This is a genomic window from Cohnella sp., assembly GCF_041640265.1.
Taxonomy (GTDB): Bacteria; Bacillota; Bacilli; order Paenibacillales; family Paenibacillaceae; genus Cohnella.
In genome coordinates, this window is the sequence record NZ_JBEQAP010000007.1 from 15160 (window position 1) to 30864 (window position 15705).

The 15705-nt window shown below is 45.7% G+C and carries 14 protein-coding genes and 1 pseudogene; 12 read left to right on the top strand and 3 right to left on the bottom strand.

Annotated features, from left to right (window positions below; genetic code table 11):
• Positions 1-2: 2 nt before the first annotated feature.
• From ACESLK_RS07475 to ACESLK_RS07495, 5 genes are all read left to right on the top strand, one after another.
• The gene (locus ACESLK_RS07475) at positions 3-1559 is read left to right on the top strand and encodes an extracellular solute-binding protein (protein ID WP_373228570.1); all 1557 of its coding nucleotides are present in this window, start codon (positions 3-5) and stop codon (positions 1557-1559) included.
• A 429-nt stretch (positions 1560-1988) separates the two neighbouring features.
• Entirely contained in the window at positions 1989-5705 is a 3717-nt protein-coding gene (locus tag ACESLK_RS07480; protein WP_373228571.1) for a hypothetical protein, read from the top strand.
• Between the two features lie 41 nt (positions 5706-5746).
• A complete protein-coding gene (locus ACESLK_RS07485; protein WP_373228572.1) occupies positions 5747-6721 on the top strand; it encodes a DUF1861 family protein in 975 nt (324 codons plus the stop codon).
• 53 nt (positions 6722-6774) lie between these two features.
• Positions 6775-7836, top strand: a complete 1062-nt coding sequence (locus ACESLK_RS07490; RefSeq protein WP_373228573.1) for a BtaManbiosPhlase — start codon at positions 6775-6777, stop codon at positions 7834-7836.
• Between the two features lie 199 nt (positions 7837-8035).
• Entirely contained in the window at positions 8036-8416 is a 381-nt protein-coding gene (locus ACESLK_RS07495; protein WP_373228575.1) for a winged helix-turn-helix transcriptional regulator, read from the top strand.
• Between the two features lie 46 nt (positions 8417-8462).
• Here ACESLK_RS07495 and ACESLK_RS07500 read toward each other — a convergent pair whose 3' ends face one another.
• On the bottom strand, positions 8463-9533 hold the full coding sequence (locus ACESLK_RS07500; RefSeq protein ID WP_373228576.1) for an SDR family oxidoreductase: 1071 nt from the start codon (positions 9531-9533) through the stop codon (positions 8463-8465).
• A gap of 527 nt (positions 9534-10060) precedes the next feature.
• The gene (locus ACESLK_RS07505) at positions 10061-10468 is read right to left on the bottom strand and encodes a LysM peptidoglycan-binding domain-containing protein (RefSeq protein ID WP_373228577.1); all 408 of its coding nucleotides are present in this window, start codon (positions 10466-10468) and stop codon (positions 10061-10063) included.
• A 162-nt stretch (positions 10469-10630) separates the two neighbouring features.
• On the opposite strand from ACESLK_RS07505, the gene ACESLK_RS07510 reads away from it, so the two are divergent.
• The 7 genes and pseudogenes from ACESLK_RS07510 to ACESLK_RS07540 all read left to right on the top strand — a co-directional run bounded on the left by ACESLK_RS07510 (position 10631) and on the right by ACESLK_RS07540 (position 14731).
• Positions 10631-11626, top strand: a complete 996-nt coding sequence (locus tag ACESLK_RS07510; RefSeq protein ID WP_373228578.1) for an aldo/keto reductase — start codon at positions 10631-10633, stop codon at positions 11624-11626.
• A gap of 204 nt (positions 11627-11830) precedes the next feature.
• The gene (locus tag ACESLK_RS07515) at positions 11831-12361 is read left to right on the top strand and encodes an acyltransferase (RefSeq protein WP_373228580.1); all 531 of its coding nucleotides are present in this window, start codon (positions 11831-11833) and stop codon (positions 12359-12361) included.
• 43 nt (positions 12362-12404) lie between these two features.
• A complete protein-coding gene (locus ACESLK_RS07520; RefSeq protein ID WP_373228581.1) occupies positions 12405-12929 on the top strand; it encodes a hypothetical protein in 525 nt (174 codons plus the stop codon).
• Positions 12930-13081: 152 nt separating this feature from the next.
• Positions 13082-13180 (top strand): annotated as a pseudogene (locus tag ACESLK_RS07525) (isomerase); the annotation flags it as partial.
• 93 nt (positions 13181-13273) lie between these two features.
• Positions 13274-13720 (top strand): GNAT family N-acetyltransferase, encoded by a 447-nt coding sequence (locus ACESLK_RS07530; protein WP_373228582.1) that lies wholly within the window; start codon positions 13274-13276, stop codon positions 13718-13720.
• Between the two features lie 27 nt (positions 13721-13747).
• The gene (locus ACESLK_RS07535; protein WP_373228583.1) at positions 13748-14215 is read left to right on the top strand and encodes a hypothetical protein; all 468 of its coding nucleotides are present in this window, start codon (positions 13748-13750) and stop codon (positions 14213-14215) included.
• A gap of 6 nt (positions 14216-14221) precedes the next feature.
• Positions 14222-14731 (top strand): GNAT family N-acetyltransferase, encoded by a 510-nt coding sequence (locus ACESLK_RS07540; RefSeq protein ID WP_373228584.1) that lies wholly within the window; start codon positions 14222-14224, stop codon positions 14729-14731.
• Positions 14732-14868: 137 nt separating this feature from the next.
• Here the strand turns inward: ACESLK_RS07540 and ACESLK_RS07545 are convergent, their stop codons facing one another.
• Positions 14869-15675: a ThuA domain-containing protein gene (locus tag ACESLK_RS07545; protein ID WP_373228585.1), complete on the bottom strand. Its 807-nt coding sequence runs from the start codon at positions 15673-15675 to the stop codon at positions 14869-14871.
• Positions 15676-15705 lie beyond the last annotated feature (30 nt).

Here is a 15705-nt window from a genome sequence, read left to right on the forward strand (position 1 = left end):
ATTTGAAGAATGCATCTATGATTATATTATCTTGCATGTTGCTTGTGTTGCTAATCGCGGGCTGCAATGGCAAAAAAGAACCAAACAAAACTTCCAGTACGCCGGATTCGTCAGCTACAGAAACTGCGGGAAGCAGCGCGGGGACGGACGAACCTAAAGCGGAAGCCGTAACGATCAAATATGTCATTCCGGGAACGGAGCCGAAGGAGTGGTCTGCGGTTAAAGAAGCCGTGAACAAGAAGCTTCTCGCAGACGGCGTGAATGTCCAAATTGAGAAAGAGTATATCGATTGGGGAGCATGGGAACAAAAAATCAACCTAAAGCTGTCCACGAACGAAGATTTCGATATGTTTCATGTCATGAATGACTGGGTCGGCCTTGCCAACTACGCCGGCAGAGGCGCTTTGAAGGATATAACCGCAGAGGTCGAGCAATACGGCCCGAATTTGAAGAAGGTCATACCTGAATCCGTATGGAGCGGCGTGACGAAAGAAGGTAAAATCTTTGGCATTCCAGCCTACTGGTATGAATCTGCAGTTGATGGTTCGATAACGATCAATAAGTATTTGCTTAATAAAGCAGGTGCCGCATCCTCCTTTAACAACCGCCAGGAAATGCTGGACGCCATGGAACAAGTCAACATGAAGCTGAACATGAAGCTGACGATTCCGATCCGCGGAGGCACTGCAGGTCCGGCTGACATCTTCCAAAGAACCTACGATTCATATCCGTTCACAGTCAGGGATAACATCGCGTATATCGCGGAAGATGGAATCGTTAAGAACTGGGCGGAAACGGAGGAGTTCAAGCAGGATGCAGCATGGTTCGCTCAAGCATACAAGAAAAAGTTGGAGCATTCCGATGTGCTTACCATTAAGCAGGAGCAAGTCGAACAGCAAATCAAATCGGGTCAATACGTGTTCATGTTCGGCACGCCGAATAAGCTGGTGGACGTTCAAAAAACGTATCCGGATATCAAAGACGAAGATATTGAATTGATTCGCCTGAATCCCGAAAAGCCCCGTTATCGGATGGTTAACGCAAAGAACGTCAACGTCGTCGCGGCGAACAGTAAGCATCCCGCTGAAGCAGTCAAATTCCTGAATTGGCTGTACGACAACCAGGACAATTATGATCTGTTCATGTATGGACTTGAAGGGATAACATACAAGAAAGTCGGGGATAAAGGCGTGGAGACGGTTATTGATCCGAAAACGAATACGCCTCTGTATATCCAAGACGATTGGATGATCGGGAATCTGAGTTTTATTCGCGTTGATGAAAACTTGTTGACCGCCAACAAGCAGCTGTTCATAGCTGATCCCGAAGCGAAAAACTTCTTCGCGGCCGATTTCTTCTTCGACCCAGCTCCGGTCAAAGCGGAGATGGGCAACGTGCAAGCGGTGTTCACATCCGATGTCACGCCGATTTACCGCGGTGTGGTGGATTTCGACAAGAACATTAAAGCTGCACAAGACAAATTGAAAGCGGCCGGCATTGATAAAGTGATAGCAGAATATCAAAAGCAATTGGATGCCTATAAGGCAACATTGAAATAATTGAATTATTCGGATTTTATACTTTTTGAATCGTTAAAACAAGGGATAGAGCTGCCCCATAAGTGACTCACTTAAGGGGCAGCCTCTTTGGTTGCTAAAAGAAGAACCAACTGTATTTACTACAGTCAATTTTGCCTGAAAACCGGCTATACGTTAATCAACCTGCATTTTCTACAGGCATTAATTCCAAATCACCAAAATTCACTCAAACTAAGCAAAAATAACTGCACTTTTTGCAGGTCAACGGCTAAAAACGCAACACTAGCGAAAAACACCTGCACTTTTTGGAGTTTGTCTGAAAATTAGTAGAAGCGGGCATAAACGGATGAACATGTTATTTTTTATACGGACACTAATATACGAGGGAGTTGTCCCTAAGGACAGAACATTTCCGATCTTATGGGATAGTCACTTATGGAGGGTGAGAAGATGATCAAGAAGCTGATTACATCTTTATTGATAATTATCCTGGTTCTTTCAAACACAGTTGTTCCATCGAGTAATGCGGCGGAAACGAGTATCGTGCATTACACGATAAACAACGGTGATCTAAGTAACGGATTAACGAATTGGGAAACAGGCGACGCGTCCAAATTCAACGCCCGGAAGCATCTGACTTTGAAACAGGGCGCTGCGTTATGGCGGGCAATTCCGATTACGGGTAAGGATAACGCCCCTGCGGCAGGGGATTCCGTCCATGCAAAAGCGACGGTCATATTGAACAGCGACGTAACGAAAGACGACAATGTGTTGATCCGGATGAACGCCGGCAGCACTTTGGCGGAAATCAACAATCTAAGCGGGCTTGCGCGCGGGAAAGAAATAGATTTGACTACCAAGTTTATCGACAATAACGGTATCATTCCGACTGGCCAAAACGACTTGTGGATCGAAATCCATAACGATACTCCCGGAACGATTGAGATTTCTAAAATCGAAGTCTGGGGCGAAGCGAATGGCGTTGTCAAAAACTATGCGGCTTACGATTTCTCCGCAGGCATGGCAGGCTGGGACAACAACGGCGCGGACAAATCTTCTCTCACAGGCTCTCTTCTCATGCAGCCCGGCGCGGCGGCATGGCGTAACATTCCTTATGGAGATGGCAACGACGAGCCGCATGCAGGCGACAAAATAAAGGTGAAAACCGACTTGTTCATAGACGAAGGCGTTAATCGGACAGACGGCGTATTTGTTCGGGTTCATGATACCAAGGGCACTCAGGCCGATCTTAAAAATATTGAAAATACGCCTCGCGGCACCTGGTTCACGGTGCAGGATCCCGTTATGACCAACGGCGGCATCCTTCATGACGACGCTGTGGAAATTTGGATCGAGCTGCACAATGAAACGGACAAACCTGTAAGGATCCGAAATATCGGAGTATCGGCCGAGAGGGAACAATCGATGTCCAAATATGATGTCAACGGTGATAATGTCATCGATGCCAAGGACGAAAAAGCGCTGATTATCATGTTGAAGAACGGAAAGCCGAATTTGAAATACGATTATGACGATGACGGGCAGCTTACGGGAAAGGATCTATCCTTTTTCCGCAAATACGGGCTGAAACGAGCCGATGAAGTCTATTTAAACCTTAAGCATTTCAATTTCATGAATGAGAAAATAACGATTGACGGCATCCCGATGTTCATTATGCACTTGTACTCCGAGCCGATCGACCGCAACGACTTGTCCAAAGGGTACGAATGGGTAGGGGATCCGCAGGAAGGCCTTGCGGCCGTTGACGATGTGTCCCGGGCGGTTATCGCGTATGTCGAGCATTATAAAACGTATAACGACATGTACAGCTATGACATGATCAAGCGCGGACTCGAATTTCTGATGTGGATGCAGCACGACGACGGCGACTTTGACAATTTTGTCGTAAAGGACGCAGATGGCACCATTCATAAGAAGGATAGCCATTCCTCGCAAAAAAGCTTCAGTTGGTGGGCTGTACGGGCATATGAGGCGATGGGAAGGTCTCTGCCGCAATTAAAAAAAGCGGATCAAGAGCTTAGAGCCCGCGTAACTGCGAGACTGAATCTTAGTTTGAAGCGCTTGAAGGAGAAAACGGATCCGAATTACGGACAATATGATACCATGGGCGATGTCAAAGTGGCGAAGTGGCTGCTGATGGGAGATGTATGGGTATCGTCGATTGCGGTTAATGCCTTAAGAGAGCATTACCATGCAACAAACGATGCGTCAGTTAAAAAATCCACTAGAGAATCGCTGCGCAAGCTTGGAGAAGGAATTTATATGGCAAGGAGAGGAACGTCCTTCCGCGACTTTCCTTATGGTGGCATAATGCAACACAACAGCGAGATGACGAATCCCGAGCGGTGGGATGAGTGGGGAAGCATTCAGGTACGAGCGCTTGCATTCGCGGGGCAAATTACCGGCCAGACCCAATGGATCGAAGCGGCGGAGCAGGCAGCGGATGCTTTCTTGAGCGATTTGCTCATCTCCGGCCGGGCGGAAAATCTTCATCCTAACAAAAAACCGTATCCTCTTATCAATTATGGAACGGCCAGTTACGTCGATAATTATCTGGCGCTGTACGCAGTAACAGGCAAGAAGAAATATGCCGCGATGGCCGGATTAGCCGGCACTTGGTGGACAGGCAACAACACGCAGAGCTTTCCGATGTTCGATCAGAAAAACGGGTATGCCTACGACGGCCTACATGAGACGCGGGTCAACATCAACAGCGGGGGAGAGTCGCTCGATGAAGCGCTTCGCGCATTGCTGCGGATTCAGAATAATTCGATCGCGCAATCGTATTTGCTTGGTGTAACGACAAGCTCCCATAAGTCCCAAACTATCGAAATCGAAAATCTGTATAAGGGCTCCGCCCCGGCCGATATCGAGATGACGCTTCCGGGAGGGGAGTTAAACGTTCCGGAGAAAGCAGTAGCGAAGCAAGATGCCGATTCCGGTTCTGACGAGGCGAAAGTGTATGATGATGCCATGCTTGTGGGTGCCGATACGATGATCTACCCCAACTGGAAGGGGCAGAAAACGATTTTCGTTGCCGCAAGCGGGCATAACAATATCCGTATGTTCGATGACGGATTGATCCAGACCCGAATTCCCGTTGATGGAAAGCAAGGCAGCTTTCAAGCTGGCGATTACGTCAGGCTGCAGTTTAACGGACGGACAGAGTTCGATACCAGGCTTCGGGCGGAAGTGGCTGCGGTTAACGCCGCAGGAGAAGAGATGCTTGTCGCCGACGCCAACGACATGAGCTATCACCCCCGTACGTGGTATTCTGGCGAAAGCGCGGTAAGTACGACGCCAAGGGCTGCGATCCCGGCAGGCACAGTGGAGTTGATTGTACGTTTTATCACTGACGCGGACAATCCGAAACCGCATGAAGGCTATGCCTCGATCGCAGACGTGAAGATTTACAAGATGACGGTTCCAGAAGTGCGGTACGCAAGTCCGGACTCTTCCGGCGGCGCCTATGTCGAAATGCCGGCTGGACAACAAAAAACATTTGATATCGAAGTCCCGAAAGCCGGCATATACGATATCGTGTTAAGCTCGGTTGCGGCAGGGGTAGATGGAGCTGCGCGGAATGTGTTTATCGGATTTGACGATCAAGCAGGGAAAGACGTTCCGTTGCAAAACGCTCCCTCAGGACATGTCAGTTTGAAACAGATCGATAATGTAACCTTAACGGCGGGGAAACATGAGCTGCATTTGCAAAATCCCAGCCAGACGTTCAAGGCCAATATTGACGCAATCATCCTGTATCCTATTGAGTCTAGTGTTGTCATTTCGACTTCGGACGGCGTAAAAACTCATGTGGTTAGGGACAGCGTCAGCGGGACCTTGTTCGTGGGAACGCCCGCAGATGCGGCCGCACGCGATCGGATCTCCATCAATACGCCGATTAACGGCGTTCACGGGGGACAAAACGTGATATTAAGCGGAAAAGTAACAAACGCTGCAGGAACAGCCGTATCGGGCAAGACGGTGACGGTTACGGTAGGCAATGTATCCGCAAAGGGCAAAACCACGGAAAAGGGTGTTTTTACCGTGTTACTGGCTTTGCCGTCAACCTTAGCGCTTGGGCATCACCGAGTGACGGCCAAAACCGTTACGGGAGAAGGTACAACCTGGATTTCTGTTAAATAATTGCGATCACAATCCATCGACGAAAGAGAGGGCAAGAAGATATGCCGAAAGTGCATCAGCAGGCACAATCCTGCATGGAGCTGTTTCATAAATTCAAAGAAAGCCGGGTTGCTTTACTTGGCGAGAAGCTGACTTTTTCCGGTATTGGCGATCGCGATGTTTACAATATAACAGCGCCATTCACGGATGACGGAGAACGGGTAATTGCTGGGAGGGTGGAATCAAGAGATACTGAGCGGTCGGAAATCCATTTTTTCATCCGAAGAGACGGGGTATGGGTGCCAAGGGAGGGAGCGCCGCGTCTGTCTCTGCAGGATCCCTTTTTCACGAAGATTAAGGGAGAGCTCGTGCTGGGTGGTGTGGAGGTGTTCTTCGATCCTTATGATTCACAGCATATCGTGTCATGGAGAACCCTTTTCTACAGGGGCGGGCGAATCAACGATTTGAAGCTGTTCGCAGCCGGTCCAATGAATATGAAGGATATCCGCTTGATCGAACTTCCTAACGGCAGGATCGGTGTATTTACAAGACCTTTCGGCGTGGCGGGAGCAACTGCCGTTATCGGGTATACCCAAATCCAGTCGCTGGACCATTTGAATGAAGAAGCTCTTCTGGGAGCGGATTTATTTCTCGATCAGTTTCTACCCTCCGAATGGGGAGGGGCGAACGAGGTACATCTGCTTAGTAACGGCCTTGTCGGCGTTCTCGGTCATATCGCCTATTACGACGAACAAAGAAATCGTCATTATCACTCCATGACCTTTGCCTACGATCCGTACACGGGGATTAAAACCCCGATCAAAATCATCGCGACTCGCGATCTTTTTCCGGAAGGACCGAGCAAGAAGAACGACCTGGCAGATGTGATCTTCAGCGGGGGTTTGCAAAGATTAGGAGACGGCTTGGCCGTACTCTATGCCGGTGTCAGCGATGCCGAAGCGCATCGGATCGTGATTCCAGACCCGTTCGACGAATATGAGCAACATTATCAAGCCGTCAAAGATGTCAGCGCGTAAAGAAATCTGATGACAAATCCGCTTTATGGATCGAACTGCAGAGGAGCTTTGAGATGAAAATCTATCGCTACGAAGAGAATCCGCTATTAACCCCGGCTGATGTAATACCATTCCATGACGGATTTGAGGTGATCGGAGCGTTTAATGCCGGCATCGCCAAATTTAATGATGAAGTGCTGATGCTGCTTCGCGTTGCAGAACGCCCGATCAGCGATGATCCCAAGATCGTCAAGGCGCCGGTTTACAATCTGGAAACAGAGACAATCGATTTAATCGAACTGAGGAAGGACGACTCGCAGTACGACTTCACCGATCCTCGAGTTGTCAGGGACATAACCCAGAGCACGGGTTTTGCATACTTAACCTCGATATCCTATATTCGGATAGCCAGAAGTAAGGACGGTCGCCGGTTCACAATCGACGACAAACCGTTCGTCTATCCTTCCGGCTGTCTGGAAACGTTGGGGATCGAAGATCCGCGCGTGACGCAAATCGGCGATACGTATTACATTTATTACTCCGCCGTATCACCGGTTGGAATCGGGGAGTCGATGGTTTCTACGAAGGATTTCGTGGAGGTTACGCCCCATGGGATGATTTTCTGCCCCGACAACAAGGATGTGCTGATTTTCCCCGAGAAGGTGAACGGCAAATACTATGCCCTTCACCGTCCGACGGTGAAAAGCATCGGTTCCCCGGAAATCTGGATCGCGGAATCGGAAAATCTCGTTCACTGGGGAAACCATAAGCACCTTATCGGTCTTCGGGAAGCCGCGTGGGATTGCGGCAGGATCGGCGGCGGTGCCGTCCCTATCCGTACGGACAAAGGGTGGCTGGAGCTGTATCATGGAGCTTCGTTGGAACACCGGTACTGCATGGGAGCAGCTCTCATGGACCTTAACGATCCGACGAAAGTGATTGCGCGTTCGGATATGCCGATCTTGGAGCCAGAGGCGGATTACGAGAAAAACGGCTTTTTCGGAGATGTCGTATTCTCTTGCGGCGCGCTCGTCGAAGGGGATACGGTGAAAATGTATTACGGAGCAGCGGATACGTCGATGGCTTGTGCAGAACTAAGCCTTCAGGAAATTTTGGACAGCTTGACTTATATTTAAATGACAGTACTCAATACTGCATAATAACAGTAGAAGGCTACCGAATGTAATTTTCGGAAGCCTTCTGTGCTATACGGCCAGGATATCGTAATGTTTCGGTTGCAGTTATAATGATTAATGATAGACATTAAATGGCTCTATATTATCGTCGATTACTAATGATCTGTGTCGATATAGCCGAACAAAGGAGGCAAGATCTGTGAAAGAACCTGAGAAAATTTACAATACTGCGGTAGAGGCAACCTTAGAGGTGATTGGAGGAAAATGGAAAACCGTCATTCTCTTTCATCTAACATTTGACAAGAAGCGTAACAATGAATTTAGAAGCTTGATACCCGCAATTACTCAAAAAATGTTAACGCAGCAACTTCGGGAGCTTGAAGAGGAAGGCGTTATCTTACGAATTCCTTACAATCAGGTACCGCCAAAAGTGGAGTATGAGTTGACAGAATACGGCTGGAGTCTAAAGCAGATCCTGCATTTGATGTGCAGGTGGGGGGACTCGCATATAGAGAGGAAGTACGAGGGAAGGGCGGCCGTTCTGGCCAACCCAAAGCTTGAAGCCGCAAATAACAGTTAAAAGCCGACCTCATATACAAGGCCGGCTTTTCTTTATGATAGATCGTTTATGGGATGACTTTGCGTCGGCGGAAGTCGTCGAAGATGTTCATAAACATCGCTTCAGTATCGACGTATTCATGAAAGCCCAAGCGACGGGCCTTAGTTCCGTCGGCGAAGAAATCGTAATCCCAAGAGAACACGAAATCGCCGAATTTCCAGGATGATACATCTTTATAGGAATGCCGAGAAAGCCCATGCTTCTCGACCATTTTGTTCCAAAGCTGCTCCTTGTCCGCCATAACAACGTCCAATGACATATTCAGTGAAGGAGCCGTCTCCAAGCCGAAGTAATGAGCGATCTTCGGCCATAATTCATTCCAGCGGAATAAATCGCCGTTCGTAATGTTGAATGCCTGATTGGCACAACGCTCATCAGTTGCTGCCCATACTGTTGCCTTTGCGAGAAGCCCGGCATCTGTCATCTCCAAGAGGCTATCGTAAGCCCCGGTCTTACCCGGAAACCGCAGAGGAAGTCCAAGCTCCTTCGAAATTGAGGCGTAGATCGCAATAACCATAGCGAGGTTCATCGGATTACCAAGCGAGAAACCGCAGACTACAGAAGGACGGAGTGCCGACCAAGTCCAATCCTTCCCTTTTTGCCTTTGCTCTAAGAAATCTTGCTGATCAATATTGAACTCGGGCGGCATATGGTTTGCGTCTGTCTCGCGTGCCGGCGTCTTGAAGGGACCGAGATGCGCGCCATATACCTTGTATCCTTGCATCAAACTGACATGTTTCAAGCCCGATGCAATAGGTTCGATCGCTTCTACGATGTTCACAAGCATGGCGAGGTTTGGTGAAACAAGCTCGGCCCAAGTCGGACGGTCCTGATAGGCAGCATAGAAGATATGTGTTACCCCAGTTAAACCGTATAAGTTCTTGCGGATGTCGTCTACATTGAGTAGATCCGCAGCAATATACCGGACACGGCCGTTAGACTCGCCGCCTCGACGCGATATGCCGATCACGTCCCAATCAGGGAGAGTAATGAGGTATTCGATGAGGTTGCGGCCAATTACACCATTTGCGCCTACAACTAAGGCTACTTTGCTTGTAATTGGAGATTCAGTATTCATTAGCTTCAACTCCTCCTTTATTGTGCTTTGTTCACTAATAGCATGCAGCAACGACCCACATCTGGGAAGTACGCACTTTGAAGTGACGTAAGTACTTTTAAGTAATCAAGGAGTTTTAACAACGGATAAATACAACTTATAAAAACATTAGCACAACAAACCAAAAGGCTGCTCCGGCAGCCTTCGTATTTTACAAACATTATCTTTTTATACATTTGATCTTTGAACAAAACTGCTTATTCCCGTTCCAACTTCCCCATAAACAACCTTGGCAGCGTTGAGGTTGCCTCGTAATTCTTTCTAAGAACAATTTTTCCATTATGTATTCAATCCACCTTCTGAAAATTCTAACGTCAATTAAAGTACCCATTTTCCAGAAAGGATACCCCAAGAGTGAACTTCATTATGCTCAAACTAAGGAAATGATAAGAGCCCCCGAACTCAAGACTGAGGTTTGGGTGCTCTTATCACTTTTTTATCAACCCACTCGTTCATTTAATTTAATGTGGATTCTAGTCCGCCTTCGTTTATGGTTGTTTTCCCTGGTACATCATCGGCTGATCTTGTTGAATGGCAGTCGGCATTTCCGAATAGGTCTTTTGGCACATCATGTTCGAAATACGAGGTACGTATACGATTTCCCCGGGATTCAAATGGTGCGGGTTGGTGAGGTGCGGGTTGGCTTCCTCCAGAATGGGATGAGGGATGTTATATTTGTAGCCTACGGCAGCCAACGTGTCACCAGGTTGAACTTGGTGCTGTGTGAATAACATGTCGTCCGATTTTCCATCTCTGAAGAAGGGAAAGAAGAACGGGGAAAAGAAGAAGAACGGAAACAAGAAACGATGTGGGAAGAAAGGATGGGGAAACGGACGAAAGAAGGGGCGGCCGAATCCTCCACCAAAACCACCACCTGGAAAAAATCCACGATCCATTAGATAACCTCCACTTAATATATAGTCATTTGACTATATAGGATATTGCTTTGGGTTCGATTGGTTACAAATAAATTCTAATGTGAGTTGTCAGAAATCGATTGGAAGACTAAACTGATTAAAAAAGTACATACACACCATAAGTCGGGAGGGGTTATAACGATGAAAATCAAGCTGCTTGGACGTAGTGGGCTTGCCGTATCGGAGCTTTGTCTGGGAACGATGAGTTTTGGAAATACAACCAGTGAGAGTGATTCGATTCGGATGGTACATCAGTTTATGGAGCAGGGCGGTAATTTTCTGGATACGGCGAATGTATATGCATCCGGCCGTTCGGAAGAGATTGTAGGCGAAGCGATCAAGGACTTTCGTTCAGAGGTTGTCCTGGCCACAAAGGTACGGATGAATACGGCCGATCATCCCAACGGGGCGGGCGTCTCACGTAAGCATATTATGCAAAGCGTCGAAGAGAGCCTGCGGCGCCTGCAAACGGATTATATCGATTTGTATCAAGTCCATGTGTGGGATCATCTGACTCCTATTGAAGAGACACTTCGCGCTCTTGACGATCTGGTCACTTCTGGTAAAGTTCGTTATATTGGATGTTCCAACTTTTTTGCCTGGCAGCTGATGAAATCCCTTGGCTGCAGTGATGCCAACCGCTATGTTCGGTTTATTTCCATTCAACCGCAGTATAGCCTTGTAAGCCGTGAAATGGATAGGGAAATGATGTCGTTGTGCCTAGAAGAGAATGTTGGGGTTATACCTTGGGCTCCGCTTGGTGGCGGGTTTCTCACAGGTCGTTATACCAAGGAAGAGCCGACATCGGGGCGCTTAACATCAAAGGTCGGTGAGAGTTCGTGGGGTTTGCGAGGAACGGAACGTAATTTTGCCATTTTGGATGCTGTTCAAGCAGCTGCTCAGGAACTGGACAAAACACCAGCACAAATCTCTCTCGCCTGGCTGCTGCAAAGAAATGGAGTCACATCACCGATTTTCGGAGCCAGCACTCTTGAGCAGTTTGCCGATAATATGGGTGCTGTAGGATGGACGATACCAAATGAAATATGGAATCGGCTGGATGATGTCAGCGCGCTTCCTTCCGAATATCCGAATCGGTTCATCGCCAAATTCGCCCGGCCTTATCAAACAAATTAATTGTCAGCTAACAGAGAACGATAATGGAAAAGCGGTTGCTGCGGCAGTCGCTTTTTTTTAATTCCTTCGTCGCGTTTTGGATAAAAATAGGTCAAGGGAAACGAGATGTTTATTATTCATTTCGAATAATTAATATCGATAACTGGTACTTTTCTCTGATATACTATTCAATAAGCGTATTAATTAGGAGTGGGAGGTTTTTATATGGGGTTTAAAAATGTACTTTACAAACTTAAAGGGTTCTACAAATTCGGGAAAACAGCTCCAAAGCTACGTGGAAAAGTGTTCGTTAATAAATTTGGAGCAATCCAAGTTGGAAAAAATCTTTCCATAGTCGGACATCCGTGGGCTGTTCAAATTACCAGTACCAAGGGTGCCAACTTATTAATTGGGGATAATGTATACGTTAATTCAGGAGTGGGAATCGCAGCTAATAAAGAAATCGTCATTGGAGATAACGTCAAGATTGGTCCAAGAACGAGTATTTTTGATAGCAATTACCATCGAATGGATTCTGCCGATAAAGGTGAACTCAGTAAAAGAATAACAATCGGTAATAACGTTTGGATTGGGGCGGATTGTACAATTCTTCCGGGCGTCACAATAGGAGACAATTCCGTTATCGCGGCTAAGAGTACCGTGAATAAGAATGTTCCTAACAATGTATTGGCTGGAGGAAGTCCTGCAAAGGTAATTCGCGAACTAGAAATAGAGGATGGATGGATTAGAGATTGAAGGATAAACTTAGATAAAATGGATTTAGAGCGAGGTATGAAACATGTTTGATCCTACGGTTTTTGAAAATATAAAAGTCGCCTTTGAAAATCAGATATACGATTTGGATAATTTGGCCGGCCGAATCCGGATAACCAATCGGATTGATCGTATAGAAATGTCGATCATGTCGAGGGAGTTCGCCCTGCAATTTAAATTGGTTGATCAAAATAACGTTACCGCAGAGATTCGGTTGGCAGCTTCTTTGAAGGAATTAGCAGCAGAGATTTTGGAGATACCGGGTGAAACGCCAGGCTGCAGCCTGATATTGCGTTTATACCTTCAAATCGAGGACATTTCCAAACAATGCGAACGGGTCAACGAAATATTACAAAGTATTTGGAATCCAGAAGAGACTCCCACTCAAACATTAAGTTTTGTTTACGGACAAGACCGAGCCGTTTATTCGAACACTGTGGAGATAAGATTCAATCGTAAAATCACCGAGGACCAAATGGGAGACATTCCCGATTTAATTGAGCATGTTCTACGAACCCTTGTTGAATTAGGTACAATCGCAATCCATTAGATTACATCCTTTATAAGATCAAATTTACTACTTCAGTCGCATATACTGCGACTTTTTATGTTGAAATATGGAAAAAACAATTGTAAATGCAAGGAAAATGAAGTTACACATGGAATTAATATGAGGAGACATTAGCTAATGAATTTAAGGAGCCTGGACATGAAATTAATCTATGTGGTCATGCTACGATGGCAGCTTTGTATTGTCTGAAGAGTAGAGGACTTTTAAATACCTCTAGATCAGTAACAATTTAAACAAATGTTGCAGGAAATGCTGTTTTTGTTAAAGAGCTAGAGATTTGACCTAGCCCGAATGTTATGGCCTAAACAAATGGAGGACTATTTATGATAAGACGAACTTCATCAAACGATCCTGATTTTTTACGTCTAGTAGAATTATTAGATAAAGATCTATGGGTTCGATATCCGGAGACACAGCAAAACTTTAGTGCGTTTAATGTGGTTAAATTAGATGCCAAAGTAATTGTTGCATATTATGATGGCAATGCTGTTGGTTGTGGCTGTTTTAGAGAGACTGAAGATAGTAACGTAATTGAGATAAAGAGAATGTATGTAATAGAAGAATCAAGGGGAAAAGGAATCGCAAAGGCTATTCTAATTGCACTTGAAGAATGGGCATTGGAAGGAGGGAAAGAACGGGCTATATTAGAAACCGGGATAAATCAACCTGAAGCCATATCTTTATACAAAAAAATTGGTTACGAAGAAATCGAAAAGTTTGAACCCTATGTAAATAGTAGTGATAGTGTTTGTATGGGGAAAGATTTATAAAATAATAAATATGAGGAGTGTTGCAGAATGAAAATTGAACTTACTGATAAACAATATAGAGATTTAATAGAGTTGTTATTTTTGGGGGATTGGATAGCCAATGCTTCAAGGACCGGAGCTGACGGTGACGAGAGAATAGAGAAGTACGAAAAAGTACAAGATTACATACTTTCACAGGCCAAGCATTTTCATGCTGAAGATATTGTTAAAAAAGAAGGAAATGAATTTTATACAACTATGAATTTTGAAGAACCTTTAATGCCAATAGTTGAAGAATATGATGATTACACATTCTGGGAACAAATTTCAAATAAACTTGCTAAAAGAGATTTGTTGAGAGAAATTGGCCCTGTCAGACAATTGAAAGAAGAACATCGAGATAGAATGTATGAAATAGAAGAACAATATGAAATCGAATTCGAAGAGAATGGATTAAAGAATCTTGTAATAATGAATAAACAGAAAGAAAAACCAAATCGAGGAAATTTGAGGTGACTCCTATTGGATAGTGTAGTGAAAATCGAACAGTTAAATTCAATTCAGGAACATATTGATGAGCTTTCGGAACTTCTGATACAGGTAGTAGAAGATGGTGCGTCGATTGGTTTTTTACCACCATTGAATTTTTCAGAGACTATAAGATATTGGGAGAACGTAATAAATCCTGAAGTGATTCTATTTGTCGCTAAAATAAACAATCAAATAGTCGGAAGCGTACAGTTGCATTTATGTACTAAGGAGAACGGTGGTCATAGAGCCGAAATCGCAAAATTGATGACACACCCTAATTACCGACGTAATGGCATAGGCCGATCACTCATGCAAAAGGCTGAAGAGAGAGCGAAGCAGGAGGGGAGGTCGTTATTAGTTCTTGATACAAGAGAAGGGGACCCATCCAATTTCCTGTATACATCAATAGGCTTTATTGAGGCTGGACGAATTCCTAACTATGCGAAATCTGCAAGCGGCGAATTACATGCGACTATTTACTATTATAAATACAATATTTAATAACGACTTTAATAAATGATTTTGATAGCAGCAGCTAAGATGGAATAGATAACTAAACATCGTACGGACAACCGATCAACAAAAGTGGTGGTGCAGGAACCTGCCCACCACTTTTCAGTATCATCGATTTCAGTCAATTACTTTCGCGTTACTTCGCACGCTCCAGGCTTTATACCGGCTGCCCATTGGATGCCGCCCAGAATATGCTGCAATACTAAAGGCTCGGAGTAGCTTTCTTTGGTATGGCCGATGCCCGTATACCAAGATCGTCCGTCAGAAAAGGGTTTGCACCAGGCAATGGGGTGATCGGTGCCCATTTCTCCTCCTTGATACGTACTCTCGTCCAACGTCAGCAAAACATGCGCATTGTCACGCGGATTGGACTTGAAGTTGTACCACTCGTCCGTCCGTTCCCATACTTTCGGCAGAAAGGAAGTGGATGGATGTGAGGGATCTTCTACATGAATTTCGGCTTTTTGGAATTGGGGATCCAGAGGATGATTTTTGAAATACGCACCTACCAGTTGTCCGTACCAAGGCCATTCATGCTCGGTATCGCTTGCCGAATGGATACCGACATAACCGTGCCCTGCGCTAATGTAACGTTCGAATGCCGCCTGCTGAGTATCATTAAGCACATCTCCGGTGGTCAGGAGAAAGACGACAGCATCGTACTTAGCTAAATTCGAATCGATAAAAGCCTCGGAATCGTTCGTAACGTCAACGGCGAAACGGTTCTCGTCACCCAACTTGCGAATAGCCGCAGCCGCCTGCGGAATGGCGTCGTGGTAAAAAGCGGCCGTTTTCGTAAAAGTAAGCACCTTGAATAAGGGCTTCTCCTTGGCTATTCCTATTGGTGCCAAGCTAAAAAACAGGGCAAAAATGAGGAAGACGCGGAGCAATGTGGAAAGATTTTGGTTAGCCACTGATTCTTTCTTACTCATTACCATTCTCCATTCCTTTATTCTCATTTT